This is a genomic window from Streptomyces sp. NPDC034086 (genome assembly GCF_055575515.1).
The window spans coordinates 242,330-268,630 of sequence record NZ_JBVISM010000008.1; the positions used below are offsets into that span (position 1 = coordinate 242,330).

23 protein-coding genes and 1 tRNA gene are annotated in these 26,301 nt (G+C 74.5%); 13 read left to right on the plus strand and 11 right to left on the minus strand.

Annotated elements, in window-relative coordinates:
* Nucleotides 1-10: 10 nt before the first annotated feature.
* Both ACZ514_RS20420 and ACZ514_RS20425 read left to right on the plus strand, forming a co-directional pair.
* Nucleotides 11-1,510, plus strand: a complete 1,500-nt coding sequence (locus ACZ514_RS20420) for a CoA-acylating methylmalonate-semialdehyde dehydrogenase (protein ID WP_468174685.1) — start codon at nucleotides 11-13, stop codon at nucleotides 1,508-1,510.
* Nucleotides 1,511-1,623: 113 nt separating this feature from the next.
* A complete protein-coding gene (locus ACZ514_RS20425) occupies nucleotides 1,624-1,914 on the plus strand; it encodes a DUF6879 family protein (RefSeq protein WP_469125305.1) in 291 nt (96 codons plus the stop codon).
* A 314-nt stretch (nucleotides 1,915-2,228) separates the two neighbouring features.
* Here the strand turns inward: ACZ514_RS20425 and ACZ514_RS20430 are convergent, their stop codons facing one another.
* From ACZ514_RS20430 to ACZ514_RS20450, 5 genes are all read right to left on the minus strand, one after another.
* Nucleotides 2,229-3,455, minus strand: coding sequence for a hypothetical protein (locus ACZ514_RS20430; RefSeq protein ID WP_469125306.1), 1,227 nt, complete (start codon nucleotides 3,453-3,455; stop codon nucleotides 2,229-2,231).
* 64 nt (nucleotides 3,456-3,519) lie between these two features.
* Nucleotides 3,520-4,545: a WxL protein peptidoglycan domain-containing protein gene (locus tag ACZ514_RS20435; RefSeq protein WP_469125307.1), complete on the minus strand. Its 1,026-nt coding sequence runs from the start codon at nucleotides 4,543-4,545 to the stop codon at nucleotides 3,520-3,522.
* 126 nt (nucleotides 4,546-4,671) lie between these two features.
* On the minus strand, nucleotides 4,672-5,967 hold the full coding sequence (locus ACZ514_RS20440; protein ID WP_469125308.1) for a hypothetical protein: 1,296 nt from the start codon (nucleotides 5,965-5,967) through the stop codon (nucleotides 4,672-4,674).
* 213 nt (nucleotides 5,968-6,180) lie between these two features.
* Nucleotides 6,181-7,518, minus strand: coding sequence for a S8 family peptidase (locus ACZ514_RS20445; RefSeq protein WP_469125309.1), 1,338 nt, complete (start codon nucleotides 7,516-7,518; stop codon nucleotides 6,181-6,183).
* 325 nt (nucleotides 7,519-7,843) lie between these two features.
* On the minus strand, nucleotides 7,844-8,560 hold the full coding sequence (locus tag ACZ514_RS20450) for a 4'-phosphopantetheinyl transferase family protein (RefSeq protein WP_469125310.1): 717 nt from the start codon (nucleotides 8,558-8,560) through the stop codon (nucleotides 7,844-7,846).
* A gap of 82 nt (nucleotides 8,561-8,642) precedes the next feature.
* Between ACZ514_RS20450 and ACZ514_RS20455 the strand changes: the two genes are divergently transcribed.
* Nucleotides 8,643-9,419, plus strand: coding sequence for an alpha/beta fold hydrolase (locus ACZ514_RS20455; protein WP_468174651.1), 777 nt, complete (start codon nucleotides 8,643-8,645; stop codon nucleotides 9,417-9,419).
* A 10-nt stretch (nucleotides 9,420-9,429) separates the two neighbouring features.
* Here ACZ514_RS20455 and ACZ514_RS20460 read toward each other — a convergent pair whose 3' ends face one another.
* Nucleotides 9,430-9,981 (minus strand): hypothetical protein, encoded by a 552-nt coding sequence (locus ACZ514_RS20460; protein ID WP_469125311.1) that lies wholly within the window; start codon nucleotides 9,979-9,981, stop codon nucleotides 9,430-9,432.
* A 265-nt stretch (nucleotides 9,982-10,246) separates the two neighbouring features.
* Between ACZ514_RS20460 and ACZ514_RS20465 the strand changes: the two genes are divergently transcribed.
* Nucleotides 10,247-10,777 carry a phospholipase gene (locus ACZ514_RS20465; protein ID WP_469125312.1) on the plus strand — a complete coding sequence of 177 codons (531 nt, stop codon included), beginning with the start codon at nucleotides 10,247-10,249 and terminating at the stop codon, nucleotides 10,775-10,777.
* 129 nt (nucleotides 10,778-10,906) lie between these two features.
* On the opposite strand, the gene ACZ514_RS20470 is transcribed toward ACZ514_RS20465, so the two are convergent.
* Both ACZ514_RS20470 and ACZ514_RS20475 read right to left on the minus strand, forming a co-directional pair.
* Nucleotides 10,907-12,319 (minus strand): oxygenase MpaB family protein, encoded by a 1,413-nt coding sequence (locus tag ACZ514_RS20470; protein WP_468174644.1) that lies wholly within the window; start codon nucleotides 12,317-12,319, stop codon nucleotides 10,907-10,909.
* 185 nt (nucleotides 12,320-12,504) lie between these two features.
* Nucleotides 12,505-12,580 (minus strand) — tRNA-Arg (locus tag ACZ514_RS20475).
* A gap of 332 nt (nucleotides 12,581-12,912) precedes the next feature.
* Here ACZ514_RS20475 and ACZ514_RS20480 point away from each other — a divergent pair.
* The 5 genes from ACZ514_RS20480 to ACZ514_RS20500 all read left to right on the plus strand — a co-directional run bounded on the left by ACZ514_RS20480 (nucleotide 12,913) and on the right by ACZ514_RS20500 (nucleotide 20,091).
* A complete protein-coding gene (locus tag ACZ514_RS20480; protein ID WP_468174641.1) occupies nucleotides 12,913-14,526 on the plus strand; it encodes a dynamin family protein in 1,614 nt (537 codons plus the stop codon).
* Nucleotides 14,527-14,530: 4 nt separating this feature from the next.
* Nucleotides 14,531-16,528 (plus strand): YfjP family GTPase, encoded by a 1,998-nt coding sequence (locus tag ACZ514_RS20485; protein ID WP_469125313.1) that lies wholly within the window; start codon nucleotides 14,531-14,533, stop codon nucleotides 16,526-16,528.
* A 98-nt stretch (nucleotides 16,529-16,626) separates the two neighbouring features.
* The gene (locus ACZ514_RS20490) at nucleotides 16,627-17,034 is read left to right on the plus strand and encodes a single-stranded DNA-binding protein (protein WP_468699721.1); all 408 of its coding nucleotides are present in this window, start codon (nucleotides 16,627-16,629) and stop codon (nucleotides 17,032-17,034) included.
* Nucleotides 17,035-17,312: 278 nt separating this feature from the next.
* Nucleotides 17,313-18,494 carry a TQXA domain-containing protein gene (locus ACZ514_RS20495; protein ID WP_469125314.1) on the plus strand — a complete coding sequence of 394 codons (1,182 nt, stop codon included), beginning with the start codon at nucleotides 17,313-17,315 and terminating at the stop codon, nucleotides 18,492-18,494.
* A 28-nt stretch (nucleotides 18,495-18,522) separates the two neighbouring features.
* Nucleotides 18,523-20,091: a phosphatase PAP2 family protein gene (locus tag ACZ514_RS20500; protein ID WP_469125315.1), complete on the plus strand. Its 1,569-nt coding sequence runs from the start codon at nucleotides 18,523-18,525 to the stop codon at nucleotides 20,089-20,091.
* On the opposite strand, the gene ACZ514_RS20505 is transcribed toward ACZ514_RS20500, so the two are convergent.
* Entirely contained in the window at nucleotides 20,076-20,639 is a 564-nt protein-coding gene (locus tag ACZ514_RS20505) for a hypothetical protein (RefSeq protein ID WP_468174625.1), read from the minus strand. The genes ACZ514_RS20500 and ACZ514_RS20505 overlap by 16 nt on opposite strands.
* Before the next feature lie 257 nt (nucleotides 20,640-20,896).
* Here ACZ514_RS20505 and ettA point away from each other — a divergent pair, with 257 nt between their 5' ends.
* From ettA to ACZ514_RS20520, 3 genes are read left to right on the plus strand one after another with little or no spacing between them, the layout of a single operon-like run.
* Nucleotides 20,897-22,561 (plus strand): energy-dependent translational throttle protein EttA, encoded by a 1,665-nt coding sequence (gene ettA, locus ACZ514_RS20510; RefSeq protein WP_468174622.1) that lies wholly within the window; start codon nucleotides 20,897-20,899, stop codon nucleotides 22,559-22,561.
* A gap of 9 nt (nucleotides 22,562-22,570) precedes the next feature.
* Nucleotides 22,571-23,038, plus strand: coding sequence for an acyl-CoA thioesterase (locus tag ACZ514_RS20515; protein WP_468174619.1), 468 nt, complete (start codon nucleotides 22,571-22,573; stop codon nucleotides 23,036-23,038).
* On the plus strand, nucleotides 23,035-23,754 hold the full coding sequence (locus tag ACZ514_RS20520) for a DUF8010 domain-containing protein (protein WP_468174616.1): 720 nt from the start codon (nucleotides 23,035-23,037) through the stop codon (nucleotides 23,752-23,754). Before ACZ514_RS20515 ends, ACZ514_RS20520 begins: the two co-directional genes overlap by 4 nt.
* Nucleotides 23,755-23,766: 12 nt before the next feature.
* Here the strand turns inward: ACZ514_RS20520 and ACZ514_RS20525 are convergent, their stop codons facing one another.
* Nucleotides 23,767-24,171 (minus strand): globin, encoded by a 405-nt coding sequence (locus ACZ514_RS20525; RefSeq protein WP_388938846.1) that lies wholly within the window; start codon nucleotides 24,169-24,171, stop codon nucleotides 23,767-23,769.
* A 108-nt stretch (nucleotides 24,172-24,279) separates the two neighbouring features.
* On the opposite strand from ACZ514_RS20525, the gene ACZ514_RS20530 reads away from it, so the two are divergent.
* The gene (locus ACZ514_RS20530; RefSeq protein ID WP_468174613.1) at nucleotides 24,280-25,269 is read left to right on the plus strand and encodes a methyltransferase domain-containing protein; all 990 of its coding nucleotides are present in this window, start codon (nucleotides 24,280-24,282) and stop codon (nucleotides 25,267-25,269) included.
* A gap of 10 nt (nucleotides 25,270-25,279) precedes the next feature.
* Here the strand turns inward: ACZ514_RS20530 and ACZ514_RS20535 are convergent, their stop codons facing one another.
* Complete coding sequence (locus tag ACZ514_RS20535) at nucleotides 25,280-26,293, minus strand: FHA domain-containing protein (protein ID WP_469125316.1); 1,014 nt, start codon at nucleotides 26,291-26,293, stop codon at nucleotides 25,280-25,282.
* Nucleotides 26,294-26,301 lie beyond the last annotated feature (8 nt).

Consider the following 26,301-nt stretch of genomic DNA (forward strand, 5'->3'; position numbering starts at 1 on the left):
GAGCAGCACCATGAAGACCGTCAACCACTGGATCGGTGGCAAGACCGTCGAGGGCGCGTCGGGCAACTACGGCCCGGTCACCGACCCGGCCACCGGCGAGGTCACCACGCGGGTCGCGCTCGCCTCCGCCGAGGAGGTCGACGCCGCGGTGAAGGTCGCCCAGGAGGCCTTCCTGTCGTGGGGCCAGTCCTCGCTGGCCGCCCGCACCAAGGTGCTCTTCGCCTACCGCGCCCTGCTGGACGCCAACCGCGACGCCATCGCCGAGCTGATCGTCGCCGAGCACGGCAAGGTGCACTCCGACGCGCTGGGCGAGGTCGCGCGCGGCCTGGAGATCGTCGAGCTGGCCTGCGGGATCACCACGCAGCTCAAGGGCGAGCTGTCGACCTCCGTGTCCAACCGGGTGGACGTCTCCGCCATCCGCCAGCCGCTCGGCGTCGTCGCGGGCATCACCCCGTTCAACTTCCCGGCCATGGTCCCGATGTGGATGTTCCCGCTGGCCATCGCCTGCGGCAACACCTTCGTCCTCAAGCCGAGCGAGAAGGACCCGTCGGCCTCCAACAAGCTGGCCGAGCTGATGACCGAGGCCGGCCTGCCCGCGGGCGTCCTCAACGTCGTCCACGGTGACAAGACCGCCGTCGACGCCCTCCTCGCCCACCCCGGCGTCTCCGCCGTCTCCTTCGTCGGCTCCACCCCGATCGCCCGTCACATCCACACCACCGCCGCCGCCAACGGCAAGCGCGTCCAGGCGCTGGGCGGCGCCAAGAACCACATGCTGGTGCTCCCCGACGCCGACCTGGACGCCGCCGCCGACGCGGCCGTCTCCGCCGCTTACGGCTCGGCGGGCGAACGCTGCATGGCCATCTCGGCCGTCGTCGCGGTCGGTTCCATCGCCGACGAACTCGTCGAGAAGATCCGCGAGCGCGCCGAGAAGATCAAGATCGGCCCCGGCAACGACCCGACCTCCGAGATGGGCCCGCTGATCACCGCCGCCCACCGCGACAAGGTCGCCTCCTACGTCAAGGGCGCCGCCGCGCAGGGCGCCGACGTGGTCCTGGACGGCACCGGTTACACGGTCGAGGGCAACGAGAACGGCCACTGGATCGGCCTCTCCCTCCTCGACCGCGTCAGGACCGACTCCGACGCCTACCGCGACGAGATCTTCGGCCCGGTGCTGTGCGTCCTGCGCACCGAGACCTACGAGGAGGGCCTGGCCCTCATCAACGCCTCGCCGTTCGGCAACGGCACCGCGATCTTCACCCGCGACGGCGGCGCCGCCCGCCGCTTCCAGCTGGAGGTCGAGGCGGGCATGGTCGGCGTGAACGTGCCGATCCCGGTGCCGGTGGGCTACCACTCCTTCGGCGGCTGGAAGGACTCGCTCTTCGGCGACCACCACATCTACGGCAACGACGGCATCCACTTCTACACGCGCGGCAAGGTCGTCACCACCCGCTGGCCCGACCCGGCGGACGCCCCGGCCGGCGTCGACCTGGGCTTCCCCCGCAACCACTGACACCACCCCGCACGACGGAACCCCCGGCCCACCCTCACCGGCCGGGGGTTCCTGCTGTCCGGGGCCGTCCGGGACCTGGCCTTATGCGACTACGCGAATATCGGCGAGACCGCATGGACGGCGGACCGCACGCCCTCGTACCGTCATGGTCACCAGCCCAACCGCGCTGCCCGACAAGGGGGTTTCGCCATGGCTCGTGGGGAACTGACCCGACGATCCTCACGGGGGCGCGAACGAGTACACCGGCCGGCCTGCGACGCCAGGCGGCCAAGGGGCGCCCACAGGGCCGTGTGCACGTCCTGACCCGCCCGCTCTCCGGCTACCTGCGGTTCGAGTTCTCCCAGTACTACGCGCCCCACGTGCTGGCCGGCGAACGGATCCGCATCCTGGACGTGACGGGCTGACCTGGCGCAGACGCTGAAGACGCTACGAAGCGGGCCGGGTGGACTCAGACCCGGCTCGCCCAGCGCTGCAACAAGGTGGGGACACCGAGTGCCCGGAGGACCAATTCGACGTCCACGGGAGCAGGAGTCAGCTTGCGGCTCTCTATGTTGCTGACTTTCGTCTGCGACATACTGGACAAGCGGCAGAACGAGTCGGCCGGCTTCGAGAAGCCGTCTACGGAGTTCCGCTAGTCGCAACCGCTGTGTCGGGCAAGCCCTGGCGGGGGCCTCTTCGCTTTCCTCACCCTTGAACGGCGACGGTCCCGGGGCTGCCCTCATGCTGGGAGCCCCGGGCCGACCGGAGCCGCTGGGACGTCCCGGAGGTACGGCCAGGCGTCCGTGGACGCCGTGGCGGACCAGACCACGTCACCGTGGCCGTAGCCGGGGACCGTGACGAAGCGGACCCGGGCGTTGCCCGCCGCGCGGATCAGTTCCGCCCCGCGCGGCTCGTCGCCCCGGCCCAGCTCGGTGTTGACCCACACCACCTCGCAGCGGATCCGCTCCCACGCGATCCCGTACGCCTTGCCGTCGCCCGCCCACACCGCCGCCAGATCCCGCATCAGGGCCGTCGGGACCAGCCCGCTGCCGAGCGCCGAGGTGGCCGCGTGCCAGGTGGCGAGCGGGGTGCGGGCCAAGGTGAAGCGGTCCTCGGCCGGGGTGGCGCCGAACGCGTACGTGCCCGCGGCGTGGCCCTGCCGGTAGATCCAGTTCGCCGGGCCCGGCAGGGCCGCGGTGCGGACCAGCGCGAAGTGGGCCAGGCCCGCGTGCGTGAAGCGCCGGGCGGGGTCCGGCGGCCAGGGCACCGCCGAGTCGCCGGAGGGGTCGGCCACCGCCCGGGAGACCAGCCCCGCCAGGCCCGGGTCGCTCGCGTGGACGCCCCGCGCGAGCTGCTCCTCGTACGCCTCCCTGGTCCGCGCGGCCCGCTCGGCCGGGGCTCCGGCGTACGGCCCGGTCGTGTCCAGGACCAGGATCCGGCGCAGCCGCTCCGAGGGGTCGTGCGAGGCCGCGTCCAGGGCCAGGACGCCCCCCGCCGAGTGGCCCGCGTACGCGTACGGGAGGCCCAGCACGGAGTCCAGCGCGGCCACCACGCCCGCCAGGTCCCGGCGGTGCGCCGCGAGCCCGAAGTCCGCGGTGACCTCGTCGGGGCGGGCGGCGTCCTCCCGGGGGGTCACCCCGACCACCAGGAGCCTCTGGCGGCGCAGGTGGTGGGCCAGGTTGCCGGCGCCGGGCGTGAAGAAGTCCGCCGCGAAGTTCAGGCCACCGCCGGGCAGCAGGTACACGATCCCGCGCGGGGCCCGCACCGCGTCCGCGACCACGTCCACCGTGACGGGCGCCGGGCCTCCGTCGTCGAGGGGGAGGGTGAGCCGTATCCAGCCGTCCCCGGGCAGGTAGGCGGCGGTGCCGGTGCCGAGTGCCCGCTCGATCCGGGTCAGCAGGCCCACGCCCCCGACCGGCCGTGCGGCGGGCGCGGCGGACCCGGACTCGCTGTGCTCTCGTGCCATCCTTCGTGCCTCCCCGTCGCAGGTGATGGCCGAATGCCGTCACCCCCGGGGACACCCTTGCCGGTCAGCGGGCCCGCGCCAAGTCCGGTTCGCTCTCCGCTTCTTCCGCGGCCGCGCGGCGGCGCCGGCGCAGCACCGGGAGGGCGACGCCCGCTCCCGCCAGCACCAGGGCGGCGCCCGCCGCCGGCCACGGGACCGCGAGGAAGTCCGTACCGGCCTCCGCGAGGAGGTCGGGATGGGCGGACGCGCCCGCCCGCACCGTGACGGAAACCCGGTCCAGCCGGGGCGCGTCCGGCCACGGTTCGGTCAGCTCGATCCGCTGGCCGGGCAGCAGTATGACCTTCCGGTCCCGGGCCGGCCGGTCCAGCAGCCGGCGCCCGAACAGGCCCTCGGCGGACACCGCCACCGTCGGCCCGAGGACCACGTTGCCCCGGTTGACCAGCGTGTACGTGACGGTGGCGCGGGCGTCCTTGACCCACGGCAGCAGCGGGGCGCCCCGGGTGACCCGTACGTCCTCCACGCTCAGGCCCGGCGTCAGCGGCCCGGGCACCCGGAAGTACAGCCGGGCACCCACCTGCCGCTGGACGCCGACCTGCACCCTGCCCTCCTCCCGCACCCCCTCGACCCGCGTGTTCAGCGCGACGATCCCGCCGACGTGGTCACCCGGCACGGCGTCCGGGGGGACCTTGACGGTGAAGGGGACGTCCTTGCGGCCCCGGGGCGGGACGGTCACCGTGGCCGCCGCCTCGGGGGCCAGGGCCACCCAGGCGCCGACGTCCCGGGGCTTCGTCTGCACCGGCAGCAGCGCGAAGGCGCCGCCCGAGGGGGTGTTGACCGCGTCCGCGGCGAAGACGCGGAAGGTCAGCTCCCTGTCGGAGGAGTTCAGGATGGTCACGCTGTCGCCGACGGTGGTGCCGGCCGCGCCCTCGTGGAAGAAGTACGCCCGGTCGGTCACCGTCGCGCCGGCGGGCGGTGTCGGGAAGACCGCCCAGGTGCCGTTGTCCGCGGCCGTCGCGGGAGCGGCGGGCAGCAGCACCAGCGCGCCGCACAGGCCCGGGAGGAGGGAGCGGAGAACGGTGCGCAGACGCATGGGCGGGATCTCCAGTGTCACGGCGGGGGAGTGCGGGGCAGCGCGGCGGAACGCGGCGGAACGGGGGGACGCGGGAGGGTGGCGCGGCGCCGGAGCACCGCACCACCCGGGCCGGGCGGCCGTCCGTCAGGCGATGGAGAAGGTCACGACCGACCGGTAGGTGTCGGCGAACACGAACGGCGGCAGCTGGATCACCGCGGCACCGCCCACGGCGAACTCGCCGCCGGTCAGCTCCTCACCGCCGGCTGCCTGCGAGGCGACCTTCATCGGCGTGTCCGAGATCGCGCCCGGGGCGCCGGCCGTACAGGTGCTCGGACTGTCCGGGTTGGTCACGGTGCAGGTCGGCTGGATGCCGAGCTGGGCCTTCGCCATCGAGTGTCCCGTGGCCTGGTTCAGGAACGGCGTACGGGTCGCCGTCACGTCCCAGCCGAGGCTGCCGCCGCGGAAGTCCTGGACCGTCGCGGCGTTGAACGCGCCGAACACCGACTGTGCCTTGCCGTTGACGGTCACCGGTCCGAAGCTGACGGCCGGCTGGCCGTCCTTCGGGCCGAGGGCCAGCGGTCCGGGCAGCACCTCGATGTCCACCGGGTTCCGCACGCCGGCCTGTTCCTCGATGAAGACGAACGGCTTGAACGGGGCGACCGAGCCGTCGATCCTGATCGTGTCCGCCTTCTTGGTGACGGTGACGGTGCAGGTGGCGGCCCCGGACGCGTCCGCCGTTCCGGTGCCGGTGTCCCCCGTCGGCGCTCCGGCGAGCAGGGCGGAGCAGGTCACCGGGCCGGCCGGGAAGTTGGCCCCGGTGGCGACGACGGAGGTGCCGGCCTTTCCGCTGTTGGGCGTCAGCCTGGTGGTGACCGGGTCCTTCGGCAGGGCGTCGACGGCGATCGAGGCCACCGGGGCGCTCGGGCGCGGGTCCGGCGTACAGGTCGTCGTGTAGACCGTGCCGCCGAGGTCGGCGTCCGTGACCACCTGGTCGACGGTGATCCGGACCGTGGTGCCCTCCGCCCCGTCGGGGACCTTGACGGTCCCGCTGAACGCGGGCGGGTCGGACTTCTTGCCGGCTTCCTGGTGACTGGGGGTCGCCGGACTGGTGACCGTCTGCGCGACCCCGCCGACCAGCAGCTTCACCTTGACGGTGTTGACCGTGTCGATGGTGAACATCGGGATCACCGGCGTCTCGCCGGGGTCGATGGTGATCGGTACGGTCTCGCCCGCCCTGGCGGTGTCCGGCACCGTGACCGTGTAGTCCTGATCGCCGTTGGCGCCCGGCTGGGGTGCGGGCGCGACGCACTTCACCGGCACGGGAGTGGTCTTCGTCGCGGCCCGCGCCGGTCCCGTCAGGGCCACGACGCCGCCCGTCAGGGCCAGGGACAGGGCGCCCGCCCCGGCCAGCACTCTTCGTCTGAGCGTTCTCGTACTCACAGGGTCGCGACTCCTTCGTCATGACGAACCCTTCCCCCCACCCGCTGTGCGGGGAAGGCCGAGCCGGTGCGGATGGCCGTCATTGAGGCGTCGCGGTGCCGAGAAGTCAATGCCCGGCATTCGCCCGATGGGCACAGACATTGATGTCCCATCAGACCGGGTCGGACGGGACGTCCGAGGGCGAGCGGCCGGTGGCTCCGGTGCGTCCTGCCGTCAGCGGTCCGCCGGGAGGTGCAGGAGCAGGTTCGGGGTCCCGGCGGGCAGGTTCGTCACCTTGTCCGGGACGGCGTCGCGGAGGAGGATCCGGCCGACTTCCTCGGGGGTCCCGGCCCTGCCGTCCGCCAGGAGCAGCGCGGCGGCGCCGGCGACGTGCGGGGCGGCCATGGAGGTCCCCGAGGAGCGCGCGAAGGCGGTGGGGGAGTCCTTCCAGGCGGAGGTGACGGCCAGCCCCGGCGCCGAGAGGTCCACGCAGCGGCCGTGGTTGGAGAAGGCCGGCCGCCGGTCCGCCCCGTCGGTCGCGCCGACCGTGAGCGCCTGCGGGACGGCGGCGGGGGAACCGGCGCAGGCGTCCCTGGCCTCGTTGCCGGCGGCCACGGTGAAGGTGATCCCGGAGGCGACCGCGCGGATGACCGCCGCCTCCATGGAGTGGCTGCGGCTGCCGCCCATGCTCATGTTGGCGACGGCAGGGCCCCGGCCGGGGTTGCGCAGGTGGTCCTTCACCATCCAGTCGAGGCCGCGCAGGATCACCGAGAGGCTCCCGTCGCCCTGGCAGTCGGCGACCTTCACCCCGACCAGCGAGACGCCCTTCGCGACCCCGTACGTCGACCCGCCGACGGTGGCGGCGACGTGCGTGCCGTGGCCGTTGCAGTCCTGGGAGCCTCCCAGGCGCCGCCCGGTGTAGCCGTTGCGGGCGCGGCCGCCGAACTCCTGGTGGAGGGTGTTGATCCCCGTGTCGATCACGTAGACGGTGACGCCCCGGCCCTTGTTCCCCGCGTACGTGTACGAACCGTCGAGCGGCAGCTCGCGCTGGTCGATCCGGTCCAGTGCCCAGGGGGCCGACCGCTGGGTCACGGCGGCGGGGCCGTCCGCGGGGGCCGGGGCGGGGGCCGGTGCGGCGTCCGGGGCGGTGGGGGGCGCCGGGACCGGGACCGGGACGGCCGGGGGGTGGGGGGCGCCGGCCGGAGCCCCGGGGGCGGACGCCGTACCGGAGATCCGGAACGGCGCGTCCGGCTCCACGGCCGCCACCCGGGGATCGGCGGCGAGGACGGCGGCGCGGGCGGCGGTGGTGCGCACCGCGAAACCGTTGAGGGCGGCTTCGTAGACCGCTCCCACCTCGTCCCCCGACCGCGCGGCCTCGGCGGCCAGGGTGCGGGTCGGGGCGCGGGAGGTGGTGTCCTTCAGGGTGACGACGTACGGCGAGGTGGGGGCATCGCCGGCCTCGCCGCCGATGGTGGCGGTGGCGGTGGCGGTGGCGGCGGCGGGGTGCGGCGGCAGGACGGCGGCCGCCGCCAGGAGGGCGGCGGCCGGGAGCAGCGCGGTCATGGCGGTCATGCGGCCGATGCTCGGCCAGCCCGGATGGCGCCGCGCGGAGGGTGCGCCGAGTGGCCCCACGACACGCCGCCGAAGGGGCCAATGCCCGGCCGGGGCGGCGGCGCGTTCCTGCCCGGGCGGCGCGTTCCTGCCCGAGCGGGCACACCGCTGGGCGGCGGCAACCCTGCTCGGGCGGCGCGGCCTTGCCGGGGGCGCGGGTCCCGGCCGGTGGGCGTGTCCCGCTCGGGTGGTGGCCCTGTCGGCGCGCCACCGCTGAGGGGGCGCGCCCCGCCTGGTTTACGCGGCCCCGTTCAGGCCGAGCCCCGCCCGGTCCACGCGGCCCCGTTCAGGCCGCGCGGACGGCGAGGGCGGCGGCGTAGGCGTCCGGGGCGGGGAGGTCGCGCAGGGTCCAGCCCGGGACCGGGGCCGGGGCGGGCCCCGAACCGACGTAGGGTTCGGCCAGGCCGAGGGCGACCCCCATGCCGGTGCCCTTGAGGCAGGCCTCCTTGCGGGCCCACACGCGGGCCAGCGCCGCCCGCCGCCCCGCCTCGGGGAGCGCGTCGATCTCGGCAGCCTCCACCGGGTGCAGGCTGCTGAGGACGTCGTCCACCGCGCCCGCCGCCGGCAGGCCCTCCACGTCGACGCCGACCGGTACCCCCGCGAAGGCGAAATAGGCCAGGTCGTCGCTGTGGGACAGGGAGAAGTGCACCGCACCTCCGGCCACGGCGGGACGGCCGTGCGGCTGCCCGCAGCCCGGGCAGTCCTCGCGGACCAGTTCCACCTTCTCCGGCGGCAGCCCGAGGTACCCGCCGAGCAGCACCCGCAGCCCCAGGTGCGAGGCCAGGTAGCTGCGCCGGTCGGCCGGGCGCAGCAGCCGTTCCGCCCGTTCCCGTTCCGTCGCGTCGAGCACTGCCCTTGCCCCGTCGGCCCGGTGACCGCCGATCACCTCCCGGGTGGTGTCGAGGGCCCACACCGCGACGGCGGTCCCCGCCGGGGGTGGTCCCGTCAGGGGTGCGGCGCCGTCCAGCTGGTTGACGTACTGCTGGTTGACGTACTGACTCATCCGACGAGCGTAGACGAGGCAGTTGGGGCCCCGGTTACCCTCATGGCGGACTTGCCGAGCACCACTCCAGGGGGAACAGACCATGCACCACGCCGTCGTGACGCCGGAAGGCGACCGGATCCGCTGGGCCGAGCTGCCGGGGGAGGACGCCCCCCGCGTGTACCTGCACGGCCTCGGCGCCACCTCCCCGGCCTACTTCGCCGCCGGCGCCGTGCACCCGCTGCTGGCCGGGCGGCGCTCGCTGCTGCTCGACCTGCTGGGGCACGGCCACAGCGACCGGCCCGAGACGTTCCCGTACACCCTGGAGGCACACGCCGACGCGGTGGCGCAGGCCCTGTCCGCGGCCGGCGCCGAGGGTGCCGAAGTGATCGCCCACAGCATGGGCGGATCGGTGGCCATCGTGCTGGCCGCCCGGCACCCCCGGCTGGTCTCCCGCCTCGTCCTGATCGACGCCAACCTGGACCCGCAACCGCCCCTCCGGTCCGCGGTCGGCAGCAGCGGTATCGCCTCCTACACGGAGGAGGAGTTCCTGGCCGGCGGCTGGGCGGAGGTACGCGACCGGGTCGGCGCGCACTGGTGGTCGACCATGCGGCTGGCCGGCCGTACCGCCCTGTACCGCAGCGCCGTGAACCTGGCCGCGGGCACCACACCCACCATGCGGGAGCTGCTGGTGGAGCTGAAGATCCCGCGCGCCTTCCTCTTCCCGGAGCAGGACGGAACACCCGCCGGCGCCGATGCCCTGGAGGCGGCCGGCGTCGCCGTGGTGGCCGTACCGGACAGCGGGCACAACATCATGCTCGACAACCCGGAGGGCTTCGCGCGGGCCACGGCGGCCGCCCTCGCGCGGGAAGCGGTCTGAGCCGTCCCGGCTACCTGGCGGGTGACCCGCCGGATATGCCGCCGCTGGTGACGGCGGGGGCGCCGTTCGGGCCGGCGCCCGGTATGAGCGCTCCCGGGGAAGGCGTCCCGTCGGTCCAGGCGTAGACCTCACGGCCGCGTACCGAGACCTGGTACTGGTAGCGGTCCCGGCACTCGGGGCGCTCCTCGCCCCGGGTGTCGCCCGGCCACCAACGGGCGGCCAGACGGGGGCCGCCGGGCTTCTTCCGCGCGGCGGCGTCGCACCGCGGCCCGTCGAGCGGCGTCTTGCCGAGGGTGAACCGGATCAGCCGGGCACCGCCGTCACCGCGCGCGCGAATCCGTATGTCGGTGGCGTCCCGCGGTATCCAACCGGGCAGGACGAACGCCCGGTCGCCCCGCTTCGGCGCGTCGGCGGCGCTGGCGTAGCGCTTGCCCTTCTCCCGCAGGACCTGCTTCTCGAGGGCGTCGGTGACGGGGTTGGGCGGCAGGTTGGGCAGCGCGAAGGCGGCCAGGGCGAGGACTCCCGCGACGGCGGCGGCGATGACGAGCGGACGGCGGTTCATACCCATAAGTGTTCGGGTCGGGACCGGTTCGCGCGTCCCTCCCCGGTATCGATTTCGGATCTGCCGCAGGGCGGATACGGAGTCATACCTGAGAAGGGTGCGGTCCACCGACCAGCACCGACACGTACGCCTCCGCGTCGCGTTATAGGGGCGGTAGGGATCGGGGATATGGCCCGCTCCGAGGGTGGGACCCGTCGCCGCACCGGGAGTTGACCGGGCGGCCCCGTCGCCCGCTCGCCCCGCCGCCCCCACCCGGAGGATTGCCATGCGTCGCCGTCTCGTCCCCCTCCTCGCCGCCGCGTCCGCTGGCCTGCTGGCCCTCGCCACCCCGGCCTCGGCGGTCCCGGCGGACAAGCCGCAGGTCCTGAGCGGCTGGACGCAGACGAGCGTCTCCAGCTACAACGCCTGGGTCACGGCGCGCGCCAACCAGGGGAGCTGGGCCGCGTACGCCTTCGACTGGTCGACGGACTACTGCTCCTCGTCCCCCGACAACCCCTTCGGCTTCCCCTTCCAGACGGCCTGCGCCCGCCACGACTTCGGCTACCGCAACTACAAGGCGGCCGGCACGTTCCCGGCCAACAAGTCCCGGCTGGACGACGCCTTCTACGCGGACCTGAAGCGGGTCTGCTCGCAGTACTCGGGTGTCAAGAAGGGCTCCTGCGACAGCACGGCCTGGACGTACTACCAGGCCGTCAAGGCCTTCGGCGTCTCCCCCCAGGACGCCCCCTCCGACTCGGCCCCCACCGAGCCGGCCCCCACCGAGCCGGCCCTGACCGAGCCGGCCCCGGCCTCCTGACCCACGCGGCCCCCGACCCGCTCGCGCGCCCACCGTCCGCCCGGGCAAGGGCGGGACCCCCTGACACCGTCCCGCCCGAACGAACCCCCGTCGGGCGGGACGGCCGGGCCGCGGCGGCCGCTTCCCGGGTCAGGCGCGGCCCAGCAGCGCCACACCCGCGGCGGTGTCCGCCCGGGCGGTGAAGAAGTCGGTGAACGCGGCGACGAACTCCTCCTCGCCGATCCGGCCGTCGCCGTCCCCGTCCAGCTGGCGGAAGGCGTCGTTCAGCTCGGCGGGGTGGACGCGCGGTCCCCCGAACAGGACGCGGTACTCGTCCGCGCACAGGTATCCGCTGCCGTCGGTGTCGGCGGTGCGGAACAGGGCGCGCACCGCCGGTTCGAGGCCCTGCTCGAGGTACTCGGGGTCCCGGTCCATGCCCTTGAGCATCGCGGAGACGAACTCGGCGCACTCCACGGCACCGTCGCCGTCCGCGTCCATGCCGGCGCACAGTTGCTTCCACCAGGACTCGAAGGCGGCGTAGAGCAGGTCCTCGCGCTCGACGGGAAGCTCCAGCTGCCAGCACACGTTGTGGACCATCGCCTGGAGGTCCGCGGAGTCGACCCGCCCGTCACCGGTCTGGTCGAGCACCTGCCGGAAGAACGCCTCCAGCCGTGCCGGGCGGGAGTCGGCCGTACGGGGCCGGGGCAGGCGCGGAGCCGCCGCGGGCCGCCGCGGGGCCGAGCGCTGCCCGTCGCCGCCGTCGGAGTGGCCGCGGTAGCGCAGGCGGTCCGGCAGGCGGGTCATGACCTGCCGCATGCCGTGGTGCACCGTCCAGGACAGTACGGCGGCGGAACGGGTCCGGGGCATGCCGAACCGTTCGTGCCAGGCCGACGGCAGGTCGGCGACGGTGAGGCTGGTCAGTACGCTCGCGGCCACGGCGCGCAGCAGCGGCCAGGCCGGCCGGAGCCGGCTCAGGCGGCGGGGTGCGGGGGCTTCGCGCAGCATCTCGAAGAGCAGATAGCGGACCTGGTCGCCGAGTTCGAGGACCTCGCGGACGGTCCGGTCGACGTACGCGGGAACGTCGGCGGCGGTCGCCGGGAGGACCTCGCCGGGGATGCCGAGAGCCTCGCAGACCTCCTTGAACTCCGCATACAGGACGTCGAGCTCGGCCGGGTCGAGCGGATCACCGGACAGCTCGCGCATGGCCGTCATGGCCTCGTACAGGGTCAGCATCACCCAGGCGCGGACCTCCGGGTCCTCGGCGCTGTACGGGCGGCCGGCATCGTCGGTTCCGCGGATCCGGCGGTGCGCACGCTCCAGCCTGGCGATTTCGCGCTGCCGCTCCTCGGGCCCCGCGAAGAACAGCCGGCTTCCGCTGTCCATGGTGTGCTCGATCCGGCGCCAGGGGTGGGCCCGGTACGTGGAGTAGCGGGCCGTGCCGGCCGCGACGGCCGGGTGGGCGGTCTGCAGGACGAGCAGCCGCCAGGCCACCAGTCCGATGCGCCATTCGCCGAGGGTCTGGCGGAGGAGGCTTTCGGCGGCGGGTGCAGAGGTGGGCGTCACGCGGTGCTCCTGAAAGACGGGGGCCAACAGGATGACAACGCCGCACAGCAGGGGAGGTTGCGATGCGCCGGCTCCGACGGCCGGCGGAAGACGCCCGTCAGCCATGGGCACGCGCCCGTACGAGGACTTTTCGGGACGCACGCCGTCCCGACTGCGAAAGCCTCGCCGAGGTGGCGAGGCTTCGGTGGTGCCCCCGGCAGGACTCGAACCTGCGGCCAAGCGCTTAGAAGGCGCCTGCTCTATCCACTGAGCTACGGGGGCCGGAAGGTGACCGTGGTGGCCTGGAGCCCCTTGGTGGGGGTGGGACTGCGGTCCGTGCCGGGTCAAGGATAGGGCTCCGGTCGCCTTGTCCCGGTTGCTTCACCCGCGTGCCACGTTGTGGAGGTTCGGTGAAGCGGTCCCGATAATCGCAGGCAGGTGCGATTCGCGCATCGCTTTTGCGCCGCGTCGGCCTGGGTGTTGTGCACTCGTTATGCCTGCGTCCCACTCGTCCGCGGTGTCCATGATGTCCCTCTGGAGTCGCGGTCGGCGCGCAGAGGGCGTATAAGCTTCAAAAATGGTCCCAAATTGGGCATTCTTCGCATGTGGTGACCTTGGATGTTCGGCCTCAGCTGCTCGATGCCCTGTCCGCCCTGCGCGACCGGGTCGCGTCCGTGCGTCTGCCGCTGCCCCTGCCCGGCGCCCCACGCGCCCGCCAGACCAGAGCCGAGCTGCTCGCGCAGCTCGACGACTACCTCGTCCCCCGGCTGAAGTCGCCCGAGGCGCCGCTCCTCGCCGTCATCGGCGGTTCCACCGGGGCCGGTAAGTCCACCCTCGTCAACTCCCTCGTCGGCCGGCAGGTCAGCGAAGCCGGAGTGCTGCGCCCCACCACCCGCACGCCGGTGCTCGTCTGCCACCCGGACGACCACCACTGGTTCGCCGGGATGCGGATCCTCCCCGACCTCATGCGCGTCTGGGCGCCCCAGCCGGACGAGGAACTGGTCCCCGCCTCCAGGAAGAAGCCCGAGCGCGCGCCGGGACACCCCGGTTCGGCCCGCGAGCTGCGGATCGAGACCGTCTCCACCCTCCCGCGCGGCCTCGCCGTCCTCGACGCCCCCGACATCGACTCCCTCGTCGTCGAGAACCGCACCCTCGCCGCCGAGCTGATCTGCGCCGCCGACGTCTGGGTCATGGTCACCACCGCCTCGCGGTACGCCGACGCCGTCCCCTGGCACCTGCTGCGCACCGCCAAGCAGTACAACGCCACCCTGGTCACCGTCCTCGACCGGGTCCCGCACCAGGTGCTCGCCGAGGTCTCGCGCCAGTACGGGGCGCTGCTCACCCGAGCCGGGCTGGGTGACGTGCCCCGGTTCACGGTGCCGGAGCTGCCCGAGTCGACCGGCGGCGGCGGGCTGCTGCCGGCCAGTGCCGTCGCCCCGCTGCTCGCCTGGCTCACCCATCACGTCCAGGACCCCGCCGCCCGCCAGTACGCCGTCGGCCGCACCGCCCTCGGCGCGCTCGACTCCCTCAAGCGCCGCATGCCGGAGCTGGCCTCCGCCGTCGCCGCCCAGCACGCCGCCGCCGTCCGGCTCACCACCGCCGTCGAGGACGCGTACCGGCAGGAGGGCAAGCGGGTCCGCAACCGCCTCGACAAGGGCGCCGTGCTCGCCGGTGACGCCCTCACCCGGTGGCGCGGCTACCCCCTCGACACCAGTGCCGACGAACTCCTCGACTCCCTCGCCGAATCCCTCGCCGCCCTGCTCCAGTGCGCCGTCGCCGCCGCCGACGAGCGGATCGCCGAGGTATGGCGGCGCGAGCCGGCCTCCGGGGCGGTGCCGCCGCCCGGCCCCGACCGGGAGGCGGCGGAACGTATCGGCATGGCCGTACGCCGCTGGCGGCGCGTCCTGGAGGAACTCGCCGAGGAGGAGGTCGCCAAGCTCGACAAGCAGCCCGCGCCCGACCCCGACGGGGTCGCCGCCCTCCTCGTCGCCGCCCTCCTCGGCGGCAAGCGGGCCCGGCCGGCCGGGGAGAAGCTCGCCGAGCGGATCGGCGTACAGGCCGCCGTACGCCTGCGCGACCGGGGCGGCGAACTGGTCGGCGACCACCTCGACCAGGTCCTGCGCGCCGAACGGGACCGCAGGCTCGCTCCCCTCCAGGCCCTCGAAGTCACCCCGGAACCACAGGCCGAGCTGATCGCAGCGCTGTCCGTACTGCAGAAGGAGAGGTGACGCGGTGACCGCCGTGACCGACCGAGACCACGCCGGTGACCGGTGGGACGACGGGTTCATCGCACGCTCGCGCCACCGGAACCCCCGGAAGGGAGGGCCGCGCGGCTCCGGCTCCCGGGCCGGTGACGCCCTCATCGACGACGCCCTCCTCGACGCGGCGCTCCTCGCCAACGACCTCGATGACGACGAGGACGGGGACGAGGACGGGCACGAGGGCCAGGGGGGCGCGCACGGGGGCCGCGCCCGGCACGGCGACGGCGACGGGGACGAGGCGCTCGTACGGGCCGTCTCCGGCGCCGGCAGCGACGGCGGCAAGGCGCCCTCGCCCCCGCTCAGCCCCGAGGCCCAGGCCCTGCGGACGCGCCTCGACGCCCTGCGCCAGCTGGTCGGACTGTCCCGGACCCGCCTCGACGGCAAGACCCTCGCCGAGGCCGGCCGGGTGCTGGACGAGGCGGCGGCGCGCCGGGGCCTGTCCCCGCAGCACACGGTCGTCGCCATCGCCGGAGCCACCGGAAGCGGCAAGTCCACGCTCTTCAACTCGCTCGCCGGCGTGCAGATCTCCGAAACCGGACTGCGCCGGCCGACCACCGCCGCACCCATCGCCTGCAGCTGGTCCGACGGCGCCGCGGGCCTGCTCGACCGGCTCGAGATCCCGGGGCGGCTGCGCCGGCGCCCCCGCGAGACCTCGGAGGCCGGGGCGCTGCGCGGCCTGGTCCTCGTCGACCTGCCCGACCTGGACTCGGCGGTCGGCGCCCACCGGGAGCACGTCGACCGGGTCCTGGCGCTGGTCGACGCCGTGGTGTGGGTGGTGGACCCCGAGAAGTACGCGGACGCGGTCCTGCACGAGCGGTACCTGCGGCCGCTGGCCGGGCACGCCGAGGTGACCTTCGTCGTGCTGAACCAGGTGGACCGGCTGCCCGGGGAGGCCGCCGACCTGGTCCTGGACGACCTGCGGCGGCTGCTGGACGACGACGGGATCGCCCTCGGCGAGCACGGTGAGCCCGGGGCCACCGTGCTCGGCCTTTCCGCCCTGACGGGTGAAGGGGTCGGGGAACTCCGCGAACTCCTCGGGCAGTTCACCCAGGAGAGGGGCGCGGCGACCCGCCGGATCTGCGCCGATGTCGACCGGGCCGCCGTGCGCCTGCGCCCGCTGTACGTGGCGGACGGGCACTCCGGGCCCTCCGGACCCGAGATCGGCGAGGCCGCCCGCGCCGAGTTCGAGGACCGGCTCGCCGAGGCGGTCGGGGCGTACGCGGCCGGTCTCGCCGCCGAACGGGCCTGGCGGCGCAACGCCGGCAAGGCGTGCGGCACGCCCTGGCTGCGGCTGTGGCGCTGGTACGAGAGCAGGCGCGCCCCGCGCTCGCTCGCGTCCCTGGCCGTCATGTCGGCGAAGAACCGGACCCCCGGCGCGTCCGCCGCCGTGCCCCCCGAGGAGGAGGTGACCGCCCGCCAGCGGGTGGAACAGGCCGTACGGACCGTCGCGGACGAGGCCGTCGTCGGGCTGCCCGACCCCTGGGCGCAGGCCGTACGGGAGACCGCGGTGCGCGGCGCCGAGCGGCTCCCGGAGGCGCTGGACGAGCTGGCGGTCACCCTGGGCGCGGCCGTCGCGGTACCCGGCGCCAAGCCGCCGAGGCCGGCCTGGTGGCCCGTCGCGGTGCTGGCGCAGGCCGCCATGACGCTGGTGCAGATCTTCGGCGGACTGTGGCTGGTCGGGCAGATCGTCGGGGTCCTGGAGCCGGAGCTGCTGCCGCCCGTGCTGTTCATGGTGGCGGGCATCGTCGGCGGACCGCTGGTGGAGTGGGCCTGCTCGATCGCCGCCCGGGGGCCGGCGCGCAGGTACGGCCAGGACGCGGAACGGCGGCTGCGGCAGGCGGCGGCCGGCTGCGGACGCGCCCGGGTGCTGGAACCGGTGGCGGCGGAGCTGCTGCGCTACCGGGAGGTGCGCGAGCAGTACGCGGCGGTCGCCGCAGGGGGGACGAGGTTGTCCACAACCCGCCAGTAATCCACAGGCCGGAGCGGGGGAGCCGGGCCTGCGGCCAGCATGGTCGTACCTCGTGCGGATGGCCCGCACGGGTACGGAGCACGGGGGAGGCTGCCGGGATGAACGACACCCTGGTCACGCTGGTGGGGCACGTGGCGACCCAGATCGACTTCAAGGAGACGGTGACAGGGCCGTCCGCGAGATTCCGCTTCGCCGTGACGCCGCGGTACTACGACCGGCGCACCGAGACCTGGACGGACGCCCCCACCAGCTTCTACACCGTGTGGGCGCGCCGGGTGCTGGCGGTCAACCTGGCCAGTTCCGTCTCGGTGGGGGAACCGCTGGTGGTCCACGGGCGTCTGCGGGTCCGGGAGGACCCGCCCGACGGCGAGGGCGTCCGCTGGTTCTCGGCGGAGATCGACGCGATCGCCGTCGGACACGACCTCAACCGCGGAACGGCGGCCTTCCGCAGGGTGGTCAGGACGGACACCCCGCTGATGGGCCCTCAGAAGGCGGCGGTGGTCTGAGTGTTCGAGGCAGCTAGGATTCCCCGGTACTCACGGGCACCTTGGTCTTCGGCCCGAAGGGGAGAACTGTGTCGATTGCTGTTCCCGCATCCTCCGCATCCTCCGCATCCCGCGCGGCGTCCACCGCGCCGGCGGGCGAACCTGCCTCCGCGCCCGCCGTCCCACCCGAGGCCGGACCGGCCGGGCCGCGGGTTCCGCTTCCAGCCGGTGCCGCCGCCGGCCCCGCCACGGCCGCCGCCGGCCCCGCCGGTGCCGCCGCGGGCGGGGTACGGGGCTCCGTGCGCCGGCCGCTGGCGGCGGCCCTGCTGGCCGCGGCCCTCACCGCCGCGCCCGGCGCCCGCGCCGCGGCGGACTCCGGCCCGGCCGCCGCCGGACGGGGGACGGGGGGCGCGAGCGCCGTGCTCGACGGCCTCAAGACGTACGGGCAGGCGGTCCTGCGCGCGGGGGACGGCTCGGTCCGGCAGATCCCGGCCGGGCTGTACGAGATGCGGGTCGACGGCGGCGGCATGCTCCAGACGTACGGAGTCGGGGTCGCCGGCTACGCGCAGCCCCAGGCCCGGTACACGGAGAGCGGCTGGGGCGGCAGCCCCCTCGCCGGGAACGCCGAGGCGGGCCGGATCCGCTGGGTGCTGGAGCACTCCTACCCGCAGCACAACGACCTGGCCGGACTGGCGAAGGCGGCCGGGGCCGCGGCGCTGACCGCCGAGAGCGCGGCGGCGGGCACGCAGGTGGCGATCTGGCGCCTGGCCGACGGGGCGCAGGTGGAGGCGGCCGACCCGGCCGCGGAGATGCTGGCCGACTACCTCCAGCGGGAGGCCGGCCGGCTGCCGGAGCCGCCGGCCTCGCTGGGCCTGGACCCCGGCCAGGTGTCGGGACCGCTGACGGGCGCCGTCGGCACCCGGCTGGGCCCCGTCACCGTCCGGACGGGCGCGCAGAGCGTGACCGTCACCCCGGACGCGGCCGCCACCGCCATGGGCGTGCGCGTGGTCGACGCCGAGGGGCGGCCGGTGACCTCCGCGGCCAACGGCAGCCGGCTGTACTTCGAGGTGCCCGCCGGCACCCCGGACGGGACGGCCTCGGTGACCGTGCACGGCTCCACGAGGGTGCCCGTCGGGCGGGTCTTCACCAGCGGGATCCCGGCCGAGGCGCAGATCGTGGCCGGCTCCAGCGAGTCCGCGGCGGCCGCCACAGCCAAGGCGGTCTGGCCGCAGCCGCCGGCCGTACCGGCGGACACGCTCGGAACGCTGGGGCAGCTGTCCGGTGCCGCGGAGGTGGCGACGGCCGCCGAACCGGCCTCGGCCGGGCCGGACTCCCCGGACGAGGAGCGGCTGGCGACCAGCGGCAGCTCCGCGGCCACCCCGGTGATCGCCTCCCTCGCGGTCGGGCTCGTGGTGCTGGGCGGCATGGTCGTCCTGCTGCTGCGCAAGCGGCCACTGGAAGGGGAGGACGGCGAAGGGTGATTCCGTCCGGCGGGGGTAGAGGCGGGGCGTGGCTGATCAGAGACTGACCTGGCGGGGTACCTTCGCGGCCTGGGACCGGCGGCTGTTCGACGCCGTGGCCCAGCGGCACTGGCCCGGCGCCGAACGGGCCTTGCCCGCGCTGGGCCGTGCCGCGAACCACGGGGTGCTGTGGGGCGCGACCGCCGCGGCGATCACCGTCGTCGGCTCGCCGCGGGCCCGCAAAGGCGCGCTGACCGCGGCCGCCTCGCTGGCGCTCGCCTCGGCGACCATCAACACCGTCGGCAAGTGGTCCGTGCGGCGGCCCCGGCCGCTGCTGGAGGGGGTGCCCCTGGTGCGGCAGCCGGCCGTGCCCCCGTGGACGACCTCCTTCCCGTCCGGGCACTCCGCCTCGGCCGCCGCCTTCACCGCCGGCCTCGCCCTCGAGTCCCCCGGCTGGGGTGCCGCCGTGGCCCCCGTGGCCGCGTCGGTGGCCTTCTCCCGGGTCTACACCGGCGTGCACTACCCCTCGGACGTGCTGGCGGGAGCGGCGCTCGGGGTCGTGGCGGGGTTCGCCGTACGCGGCATCACGCGCCGCGCCCAGCAGGCACGGACCGTTCCCGGCCACGAGCGCCCGGAGGCGGGGGCGCCCGCACTGCCGGAAGGGGCCGGGCTGACGGTCGTGGCGAACACCGCGTCGGGGACGCCCCGGTCCGAGGTGCTCGACGTCGTGCGGGCGGAGCTGCCGAAGGCGGAGGTCGTGGAGTGCGACGGGGACGGGCTGCAGACCGCGCTGGCGGACGCCGCCTCCCGGGCCACCGTGCTCGGGGTGTGCGGCGGCGACGGCACCGTCAACGCCGCCGCCACCGCCGCCCTGCGGGCCGGGATCCCGCTGGCGGTCTTCCCCGGCGGCACCCTCAACCACTTCGCGCTGGACCTCGGCCTCGCCGGCCCGCAGGACACCTGCCGCGCCGTCACCGCCGGCCAGGCGGTCCGCGTCTCGGTGGGCCGCTTCACCCCGGCCCCGGCCCCCGCCCCGCCGACGGGCCCGTCCGGTACGACGGCCTCCGGCTCCGAACCCGCGGCGGCGGGCGGGTCCCGGCCCGATTCCGCCCGGGGCGGCGACGGCGCCCGGTACTTCCTGAACAACTTCAGCATCGGGGCCTATCCCGAGCTGCTGCGGCACCGGCTGCGCTGGGCGCCGAGGATCGGGGGCGGGCCGGCCGCGGTGCTGGCCGCCTGGCGGGTGCTGCGGGCCGAGCGGCCCGTGCGGCTGACCCTGGCCGGGCGCCCCCGGAGCACCTGGCTGCTCTTCGCCGGCAACGGCACCTACCAGGGCACGGGCCCCGCACCCCGCCGGCGGGCGGGCGTCGGCGAGGGCGTGCTCGACCTGCGCGTCGTCAACGGCGGCGGCCGTCCCGGCCCGCGCCTGCTGGCCGCGGCCTTCGCCGGCCCCCTCAGCCGGTCCCCCGTCCACGTCGCCACCCGGCTGCGCCGCCTGCGCGTGGAGGACATCCCGCCCGGCACCCCGCTCGCCTACGACGGCGAGTACGCCCAGGCCCCCGCCGCGCTCGTCCTCGAGTCCCTCACCGACGCCCTGGTCGTCTACCGCCCCCGCTGAAGGCGGGCGTCCGTCCCGAGGTCGACCCGCATCAGGGCGCGCATCTCCTTCCACCGCTCCCCGAGCCGCAGCAGGTGCGCCTTGATCTCCTGGAAGGAGCCGTCCGGTGCCGGGTCGCCCTCCTCCAGCCGCAGGATCAGGTAGAAGGCCTCGGAGAGCCGCTCGGTCGTGGCGTCCAGCTCGGCCACGACCGCCTCGGACCCCACCAGCTGCGCCTCCGCGAAGGCCACGTGCATCGCCTGCCGCGCGTCCTCCAGGGCCGCCCGGCCGTCCGCCGTCACCTGCGCCTTGTGGACGAGCCACAGGAAGTTCATCAGCTCGATCCGGTAGCGCCGGTAGCCGGTCGTGGCCGCCACGTAGCAGGCGCGGCGGACGTCCAGCTCGGACGCCCGCTGCTCGCGCAGCCACTGGCTCTCGGCCATCCGTTCCTGCCGTTCGAACTGCTCGGACTGGACCCGGCCCACCAGCCGCTGCGTCAGCAGCGGCGCGAAGAGCGTGCCCGTCATGCCGATGAGCGCTATCGCGAGCGGCAGCGGCCAATTGCCCACAAGGACTCCCCCCGAGCGTCGTACCCGTACGGACCGGCCGGAGCCGTCACACCGGCCGGAGCCCCTCACCCCGGCCGTACCCGCCGTACCCGCCGTGCCGGCCGGTCGTACCCGTCATACCAGGCGCACTCAGGGTCACCCCGCCCAGGTCGGCCGCCCAGCGGTCCCGGCGGGACCCGGACGGGTTTCCCCCGGGGGATGGACGTACGGCAGTATGGGGTGTATCTGCCCACCATCGATCTGCCGGACGGTTTCTCTTGGCTGAGTACATCTACACCATGCGCAAGACGCGCAAGGCGCACGGTGACAAGGTGATCCTTGACGATGTCTTCCTGAACTTCCTGCCGGGGGCGAAGATCGGCGTTGTCGGCCCGAACGGCGCCGGCAAGTCCACCGTCCTGAAGATCATGGCGGGCATCGAGCAGCCGTCCAACGGCGACGCCTTCCTCTCGCCCGGCTACTCCGTCGGCATCCTCATGCAGGAGCCCAAGCTCGACGAGTCCAAGACGGTCCTGGAGAACGTCGAGGACGGCGTCGCGGAGATCAAGGGCAAGCTCGACCGGTTCAACGCGATCGCCGAGGAAATGGCGACGAACTACACCGACGAGCTCATGGAGGAGATGGGCAAGCTCCAGGACGACCTGGACCACGCCAACGCGTGGGACCTCGACGCCCAGCTGGAGCAGGCCATGGACGCCCTGGGCTGCCCGCCCGGCGACTGGCCCGTCACCAACCTCTCCGGTGGTGAGAAGCGCCGCGTGGCCCTCTGCAAGCTGCTGCTGGAGGCCCCCGACCTGCTGCTCCTCGACGAGCCCACCAACCACCTCGACGCCGAGTCCGTGAACTGGCTGGAGCAGCACCTGGCCCAGTACAAGGGCGCCGTCGTGGCCGTCACCCACGACCGCTACTTCCTCGACAACGTCGCCGAGTGGATCCTCGAGCTCGACCGCGGCCGTGCCCACCCCTACGAGGGCAACTACTCCACCTACCTGGAGAAGAAGGCCGAGCGCCTCAAGGTCGAGGGCAAGAAGGACGAGAAGCGCGCCAAGCGCCTCAAGGAAGAGCTGGAGTGGGTCCGCTCCAACGCCAAGGGCCGCCAGGCCAAGTCCAAGGCCCGCCTCGCCCGCTACGAGGAGATGGCGGCCGAGGCCGACAAGATGCGCAAGCTCGACTTCGAGGAGATCCAGATCCCGCCGGGCCCGCGCCTGGGCTCGATCGTGGTCGAGGTCAACAACCTCTCGAAGGCGTTCGGCGACAAGGTCCTCATCGACGACCTGTCCTTCACGCTGCCGCGCAACGGCATCGTCGGCATCATCGGCCCCAACGGCGCCGGCAAGACCACGCTCTTCAAGATGATCCAGGGCCTGGAGGCCCCGGACTCCGGCGAGATCAAGGTCGGCGAGACCGTCAAGATCTCGTACGTCGACCAGGGCCGCGCCAACATCGACCCCAAGAAGTCCCTCTGGGCCGTCGTGTCGGACGAGCTGGACTACATCAACGTCGGCAACGTCGAGATGCCGTCCCGCGCGTACGTCAGCGCGTTCGGCTTCAAGGGCCCGGACCAGCAGAAGGCCGCCGGCGTGCTCTCCGGCGGTGAGCGCAACCGCCTGAACCTGGCGCTCACCCTCAAGCAGGGCGGCAACCTGCTGCTCCTCGACGAGCCCACCAACGACCTCGACGTCGAGACCCTCGGCTCGCTCGAGAACGCGCTGCTCGAGTTCCCGGGTGCGGCCGTGGTCGTCTCCCACGACCGCTGGTTCCTGGACCGGGTCGCGACGCACATCCTCGCCTACGAGGGCGAGTCGAAGTGGTTCTGGTTCGAGGGCAACTTCGAGTCCTACGAGAAGAACAAGGTCGAGCGGCTCGGCCCGGACGCCACCCGTCCGCACCGCGCCACCTACAAGAAGCTCACCCGGGGCTAGGCCGCAGCCATGGCCAGACACCACTACCGGTGCCCCCTCCGCTGGGCGGACATGGACGCCTTCGGGCACGTCAACAACGTCGTCTTCCTCCGCTACCTGGAGGAGGCGCGCATCGACTTCATGTTCCGCCTGGCGCCGGGGGAGGGCAGCGACTCCTTCACGGGCGGCTCCGTCGTGGCCCGTCACGAGATCGACTACAAGCTGCCCCTCGTGCACCGGCACGAGCCGGTGCTGATCGAGTCCTGGGTGACCCGCATCGGCGCCGCGTCGCTGACCATCCGCTACGAGGTCAAGGACGAGGCGACCGACGACACCCCGGAGACCGTCTACGTCCGCGCCGAGACGGTGGTCGTGCCCTACAACCTCGCCGAGGGGCGGCCTCGCCGCATCACGGCCGAGGAGCGGCACTTCCTCGAGCAGTACCTCGACACGCCCGGGGAAGCTCCGGCGGCCGCCGAAGGGCGCCTCGCGGCATGAACGGACAGCTGCGCCTCGCCGACCCCGGGGAGGCGGCGGACCTCGCCGCCTTCCTGGGCCGGCTGGTGCACTACGACCGCGCCGCCGCGGTCCGCCTGCAAGCGCGGGCGGGCGGCGGCGCGCTCGCCGTCTTCGGACGGCCGCCCTCCTTCGAGGTCCTGGCCATCCGCACCGCACGCCTCGCCGAGCCCCTCGCGACCCCGCTGGACGTCACCGTCTCGGCGGGCGAGCTGCTGGAGGCCGTCGACGAGGACGGCGCCGCCGTCACCGTCCCCGCCGCCGTCACCGGCCCGCCCTGGGCGGGCGTCCTGCCGCCCCGCGGCGGCTGGCGGCCGGTCCCCGGCCTGCCCGGCCCCGAGGCGGTACGGGCCGCCGTGGCCGCCGCCGTCGCCGAGTTCCGGGCCCGTGACGAGGCCCTGCCCCCGCAGCACCGGACCCGCTCCGAGCGGGACCGCATCGGCCGCGAGATCTGGTCGCGGACCCTGGGCGACACCGAACTGCCGCTGCGCGCCGTGCACGCCGCCCAGTCGCTGGGCTTCCTGCGGCCGGTACGCGCCACCGTGCCCGCCGGCGCCCCCGCCGCGGGCGGTCCCGCCCCGGTGGCCCTGTTCGCCTCCGGCGGCTGGCTCCGGCTCAGCACCCCGTACGGGTCCGTCGCCACCCGCCGCCCCGGCGGCACCGGAGGGCTGGGCACCCTCCAGGTACGGCCGGTCTGAGCACGCCGGGGACTATCCCGGCGTGTTGATCATCGAGGCGGCCGCGTAGGTCAGGTACCGCCACAGCTGCGCCTCGTGTTCCGGCGCCAGGCCCAGCTCGTCCACCGCCACGCGCATGTGGCCCAGCCACGCGTCGTGCGCGGCCGCGTCCACCTGGAACGGCGCGTGCCGCATGCGCAGCCGCGGGTGTCCCCGGTCGCGGCTGTACGTCGTCGGGCCGCCCCAGTACTGCATCAGGAACAGCGCGAACCGCTCCTCGGCGGGCCCGAGGTCCTCCTCCGGGTACATCGGGCGCAGCAGCGGGTCCCCCGCGACCCCCTGGTAGAAGCGGTGGACCAGGCGACGGAAGGTCTCCTCACCGCCGACCTGCTCGTAGAAGGTCGTCTCCTGCACCGTGCTCTGCGGATCGTCATTCACCAGACCATCGTCTCAGACGCCCGGACGGAGGACGCCGGCCCCGGGACGGCCGGCGACGGCCCCCGCCGCGAGGTCGCCTCCGGGGCCCGCCCGCAGCACAGTGGAGACATGAGCACGGCGAAGGCCGGGGAGAGGGACCAGCGCGCGGTCGCGCACGCCGCCCAGGTACGGGAACTCGCAGCCGCCGGGGTGCTGGAGGACCCGGCCTGGCGGGCGGCGTTCGCCGCCGTGCCCCGGCACCTGTTCGTGCCGTACTTCTGGACCGGCCGCGGAGCCGGCCACGAGCGGCTGTGGGCACAGGACCCGGACCCCGAGCGCAGGGCCCGCTGGCTGCGCGGGGTGTACACCGACGCCCCGCTGGCGACGAGGCTGCGCGACGGCGAGCTGGTCTCCTCCAGCAGCCAGCCCTCCCTGATGGCGAAGATGCTGCACGCGCTGGAGGTGCGCGACGGGCACGACGTGCTGGAGATCGGTACCGGAACCGGCTACAACGCGGCCCTGCTCTGCCACCGGCTCGGCGACGAGCACGTCACCACGGTGGACCTGGACGAGGAGATCACCGAGTCGGCACGCTCCCACCTGGCGCTGCTCGGCTACCGGCCCGCCGTCGTCACCGGGGACGGGGCGCGCGGCTGTCCCGCCCGGGCGCCCTTCGACCGGATCCTGGTGACCTGCACCCTGCCGCTGATCCCGCCCGCCTGGCTGGGCCAGTGCCGGCCGGGGGCGCGGATCCTGGCTCCGCTGTCGACCGGGCTGATCGCGCTCACCGTCCGGGACCCCGCCTTCGCGGAGGGCCGCTTCCTGCACACCTCCGCGTACTTCGTCCCGCTGCGCGGCGCCACGGCCGCGCCGGGACCCCCGGGGGCGACCGGGCCGCTGCACGGGATCCCGTACGAACTGGTGGAGAACGAGCGCTTCCAGTTCCTGCTGATCCTGACGGCGGGCGTGCTCCACCCCCGCGAGGCGCTCGACCTGTGGCGCGGCGAGGGCCGCCCGGCGCGCGAGCGGTTCGGCGTCACCGTCACCCCGGAGGGGCAGTGGGCCTGGCTCGACGATCCCCAGGGGCCCTACGTGTGGCCCCTGGGGGAGGAGAGCTGAGCGGACCGGGCTATCCGCGGCGGACGGTGATGGTGGTCCAGGCACCGACGTGGACGCGGTCGCCGTCGGCGAGGGGCACCGGGACGTACGGCTGGATGGGCTCCTCGCCGCCGTTGATGGTGGTGCCGTTGGTGGAGTTCTGGTCGACCACGGCCCAGGTCAGGTCCGGCTGCTGCACGAGCACGGCGTGCTGGTGGGAGACACCGGGGTCCTCCGGCGGCACGGACAGGTCGATGTCCGGGGACTCGCCCGTGGAGGCGCGGCGGCGGCCGATGGTGATCTGGCCCCCGGAAAGCGGAATGTGCAGTTCCGGGGAGTAGGCGGGCAGGTTCAGGGCGGCGGCCTCGGGACCGCTGCGCCGCATCATCGCCGTGAAGTACGAACGGTCGGGGCCGATCGTCGCCGACCAGGAGGCGCCGCCGGCCGGCTCGGGGGCGGGCTCCTGCCGTGCCGGCTCCGGCTCCGCGTACTCGGCCCGCGCGTACTCGGCGGGCGGCTGGTGGCCGGGCGGCGGGGCGGGCCGCTGGTACTCCCGCTCCACCGGCTGCGGCGGAGCGGGCCGTTCCGGCGCGGGCGGCTGGAGCAGCCAGTCGTCCTCGCCCTGGAGCGGCTCCGCCGGGCGGTTGACCCGCGACGGCCGGGAGCCCTGGTAGTCGAAGTGGTCCTGGGAGAAGACCGGCTGGGGCGGAACCGGCGGCGGGGGCGGGGGCGTCGGGGTACCGACCGTGCCCGGGCCGGCCTCCGCCCCGTACGGGGTCGCCGTGCGGGTGAGGAAGTTGTACCGGCACTCCTCGCAGAAGGGGGCCATGGCCTCGCGCGGGGTCCTGCACCGCGGGCACAGCTCGGCCTGCGCGGTCGGCTCTCCGCTGGCGGGCGGGTAGCCGTAGCCGTGGGAAGGTGCCGCGGAGGTGCCCGCGGGGGCGGCCATCCGGTGGCCGCAGACCTCGCACCAGTCGTCGGAGGCGGACTGGTGGCCGTTCGGGCAGGTCGGCATCGCGGCGGCTCCCCCTTCTCCCTGCGTCATCGCGTCAG

What these genes read in the sequence shown, in the direction of transcription:
- ACZ514_RS20425 (WP_469125305.1), top strand. Translation starts at nt 1,624, where the DNA reads ATGGACGGCGGACCGCACGCCCTCGTACCGTCATGGTCACCAGCCCAA.
- ACZ514_RS20445 (WP_469125309.1), bottom strand. Translation starts at nt 7,518, where the DNA reads ATGACCGCCATGACCGCGCTGCTCCCGGCCGCCGCCCTCCTGGCGGCG.
- ACZ514_RS20490 (WP_468699721.1), top strand. Translation starts at nt 16,627, where the DNA reads ATGAACGACACCCTGGTCACGCTGGTGGGGCACGTGGCGACCCAGATC.
- ACZ514_RS20420 (WP_468174685.1), top strand. Translation starts at nt 11, where the DNA reads ATGAAGACCGTCAACCACTGGATCGGTGGCAAGACCGTCGAGGGCGCG.
- ACZ514_RS20435 (WP_469125307.1), bottom strand. Translation starts at nt 4,545, where the DNA reads ATGCGTCTGCGCACCGTTCTCCGCTCCCTCCTCCCGGGCCTGTGCGGC.
- ACZ514_RS20465 (WP_469125312.1), top strand. Translation starts at nt 10,247, where the DNA reads ATGCGTCGCCGTCTCGTCCCCCTCCTCGCCGCCGCGTCCGCTGGCCTG.
- ACZ514_RS20535 (WP_469125316.1), bottom strand. Translation starts at nt 26,293, where the DNA reads ATGACGCAGGGAGAAGGGGGAGCCGCCGCGATGCCGACCTGCCCGAAC.
- ACZ514_RS20515 (WP_468174619.1), top strand. Translation starts at nt 22,571, where the DNA reads ATGGCCAGACACCACTACCGGTGCCCCCTCCGCTGGGCGGACATGGAC.
- ACZ514_RS20455 (WP_468174651.1), top strand. Translation starts at nt 8,643, where the DNA reads ATGCACCACGCCGTCGTGACGCCGGAAGGCGACCGGATCCGCTGGGCC.
- ACZ514_RS20520 (WP_468174616.1), top strand. Translation starts at nt 23,035, where the DNA reads ATGAACGGACAGCTGCGCCTCGCCGACCCCGGGGAGGCGGCGGACCTC.
- ACZ514_RS20460 (WP_469125311.1), bottom strand. Translation starts at nt 9,981, where the DNA reads ATGAACCGCCGTCCGCTCGTCATCGCCGCCGCCGTCGCGGGAGTCCTC.
- ACZ514_RS20450 (WP_469125310.1), bottom strand. Translation starts at nt 8,560, where the DNA reads ATGAGTCAGTACGTCAACCAGCAGTACGTCAACCAGCTGGACGGCGCC.
- ACZ514_RS20430 (WP_469125306.1), bottom strand. Translation starts at nt 3,455, where the DNA reads ATGGCACGAGAGCACAGCGAGTCCGGGTCCGCCGCGCCCGCCGCACGG.
- ACZ514_RS20530 (WP_468174613.1), top strand. Translation starts at nt 24,280, where the DNA reads ATGAGCACGGCGAAGGCCGGGGAGAGGGACCAGCGCGCGGTCGCGCAC.